We start from the raw sequence: 3228 nt of genomic DNA, 5'->3' as shown, positions 1-3228 counted from the left end.
TGGAAATGGTAGCCAAGCAGTACCACGTGACCCCGAATACATTACTGCAAACAGCCTGGGGCTTACTGCTTCAAAAGTACAACGGTAGTGATGATGCCGTATTTGGCGGTGTCGTGTCGGGTCGTCCGGCTGATATTCCGGGGATCGAAAATATGGTGGGCTTGTTCATTAACACCATTCCCGTACGTATCCGCAGTGGAGCTGAGGACACCTTTGCCGACCTGATTAGAACGAATCAGCAGCAGGCGCTGGCTTCTCAAGATTATGAAACGTATCCGCTGTATGAAATTCAAGCCTTGACCGAGCAAAAGCAAGAGCTGATCAACCACATTATTGTGTTTGAAAACTATCCGGTGGAGGAGCAGGTCGAGCAGCTTGGCGAAGGTGCAGCGTCGGATTTTGTAATCAGCAATGCAGGTATGATTGAACAAACGAACTATGATTTCAATCTGGTCGTCATGCCGCAGGAAGCGATGAAAATCCGATTTGAATATAATACAAAAATATTTGATCGGGAAGCCGTGGAACGGACTCAGGGCCATTTAATACAGCTACTGGAACAAGTGGTAGCGAATCCGGACATTCGGGTGCAGGAACTGGATGTGTTAAGCGAGCAGGAACGCGAGCAAATTCTCAGCGTATGGGGAGATACAGCCGCCGAGTATCCAAGCGAGCAAACGATCCATGGTCTGTTTGAGACACAAACGGCGCACACACCAGAGCAGCCAGCGTTGTACTTCGAAGGAGAGCAGTTGACTTATCGCGAGCTGAATGAACGCGCGAATCGTCTGGCTCGTACCTTGCGCATTCAAGGCGTGACAAAAGATCGTTTGGTGGGTCTGATGACCGAACGCTCGATAGACATGATCGTGGGTATGTTAGGCATTTTGAAAGCCGGAGGCGCATATGTACCTATCGATCCAACCTATCCGGAAGAGCGTATCCGCTATATGCTGGATGACTCGGGAGCGAAGCTGTTGTTAACTCAAGGTCATCTGGTGGACAAAGTAGCTTTCGACGGTCACGTGCTGGTGCTAGATGGAGCACAAAGTGTGTATCACGAGGATGGTTCTAACCTGGAGTCGTTGTCCGGTCCGAACGATCTGGCGTATGTGATCTATACATCGGGGACAACGGGGCAGCCGAAGGGCGTTATGCTAGAGCATCACGGGCTATGCAATCTGAAAACGTATTTTGATCAGGAATTCGAGATCAGTACCTCAGATCATATGTTGCTGTTCGCCAGCTACTCGTTTGATGCGGCTTGCTGGGAAATCTTCCAAGCTCTATTCTGCGGAGCCACGTTATACGTGCCAACGTCAGAGACGATTTTGGACTACGAACGGTTTGAACAATATATGGCGGATCACCACATCACGGTGGCAGCTTTGCCGCCTACCTATGCGGTGTATCTGGAGCCGCAGCGGATGCCAAATCTGCGTATTCTGGTCACTGCGGGTTCAGCCGCTTCAACAGAGCTGGTATACAAGTGGAAGGATCAGGTGGCGTACTACAATGGCTATGGTCCAACCGAGAACTCGGTAGCGACATCCATCTGGCCGGTATCCAAGGATGAGAGAGCAGGACAGCTTATTTCCATTGGACGTCCTGTGCCGAATCATCGGGTATACATGGTAGATGTACACGGGCATTTGGCTCCGGTAGGCGTAGCGGGTGAACTGTGCGTGTCTGGTCCGGGTCTGGCACGTGGTTACCTGGATCGTCCAGAGCTGACGGCGGAGAAATTTGTACCGAATCCGTTTGCGGCTGGCGAAGCCGGATATGAGCGGATGTACCGCACAGGCGACTTGGCAAGATGGATGCCGGACGGAAACATCGAATACTTGGGCCGGATTGACCATCAAGTAAAGATCCGAGGTTACCGGATTGAGCTGGGCGAAGTCGAGGCACAAATATTGAAAGTGGAGGACGTACAAGAGGTCATCGTCCTGGCCCAAGCGGACGAGCAGGGACAAAATCAACTGGTGGCATACTATGTCGCTGAAAGAGAAGTAAGTGCTGGTGAACTGCGCAGTTTACTGGGTGAGGAGCTGCCCAACTACATGGTGCCTTCTTTCTTGGTACAGCTGGAGCAGATGCCGCTGACACCGAATGGTAAAATCGACCGCAAGGCTCTACCAGCACCTGAAGGTAGCCTGCAAACCGGAGCCGATTATGTCGCACCGCGAACGTGGGTGGAAGTGAAACTGGCGCAAATTTGGCAGGATGTACTAGGCCTCACTCAGGTCGGCGTGAAGGAAAACTTCTTCGAGATTGGCGGACACTCGCTGCGGGCGACCACACTGGCCTCGAAGATTCACAAGGAACTGAACAAGCCGCTTCCCCTGCGCAGTATTTTTGAAGCACCAACCATTGAACAACTGGCCGTTGTATTGGAACAGCTGGATCAAGTAACATATGCGTCCATTCCAGTAACGGAAGAGCGCAGCTTCTATCCCTTGTCCTCGGCGCAAAAACGACTGTATGTGTTGCATCAGTTCGATCCGCAGGATGTGAACTACAACATGCCATCGGTGCTGCAAGTGAGCGGTCCGCTGGACGTGAAGCGAGTGGAGGACGTATTCCGTCAACTGATCGCCCGTCATGCGTCCTTGCGTACCCGCTTTGATCTGGTGGACAGCGAGCCAATGCAGTCTATTGAGGACACCGTACCGTTCGAGGTCGAATTTACGAAGGTACAAGCTGAGGGTGCGACTACGGACACAGACACGAGGGTCAACAAGGAAGTACAAGAGCTGGTGAGTTGCTTTGTCCGTCCGTTTAATCTCAAAGCTGCACCGCTGCTGCGGGTAGGCTTGGTAGATCTAGGCGTATCAGGAGCAGGGCAGGAACCGCAGCATGTACTCATGCTCGACATGCACCACATCGTTTCGGATGGCGTGTCGATGGGGGTACTGACTGAAGAATTTGTCCGCTTGTATGACGGTGAAAAGCTGCCGCCACTGCGGATACAGTACAAAGACTATGCCGTATGGCAACAAAGCGAGGTCCATCAGAAGTGGATGCAGCGCCAGGAAGCCTACTGGCTCGACACCTTCCGGGGGGAACTGCCTGTGCTGGATTTACCGACAGACTTTGCACGTCCGTCGATACGAAGTACGGCAGGCGATACCGTGGTGTTTGGGCTGGGACGCGAAGTGAGCGAACGCCTGAAGGAACTGGCGGCGCACACAGGCTCTACCCTGTATATGGTGCTGCTGGCGGCGT

The 3228-nt window shown here is 52.6% G+C and carries 1 protein-coding gene; it reads left to right on the top strand.

Annotated elements, in window-relative coordinates:
• Positions 1-3228 (top strand): non-ribosomal peptide synthetase (locus tag HFD99_RS24650; RefSeq protein WP_167441036.1); only part of this gene is annotated, 3228 nt, incomplete at both ends.

It is taken from the genome of Paenibacillus sp. EKM301P (assembly GCF_011800295.1).
Lineage (GTDB): Bacteria > Bacillota > Bacilli > Paenibacillales > Paenibacillaceae > Paenibacillus > Paenibacillus polymyxa.
Note: the sequence above shows the minus strand (reverse complement) of the source record. Positions and strands in the feature narration are given on the sequence as shown.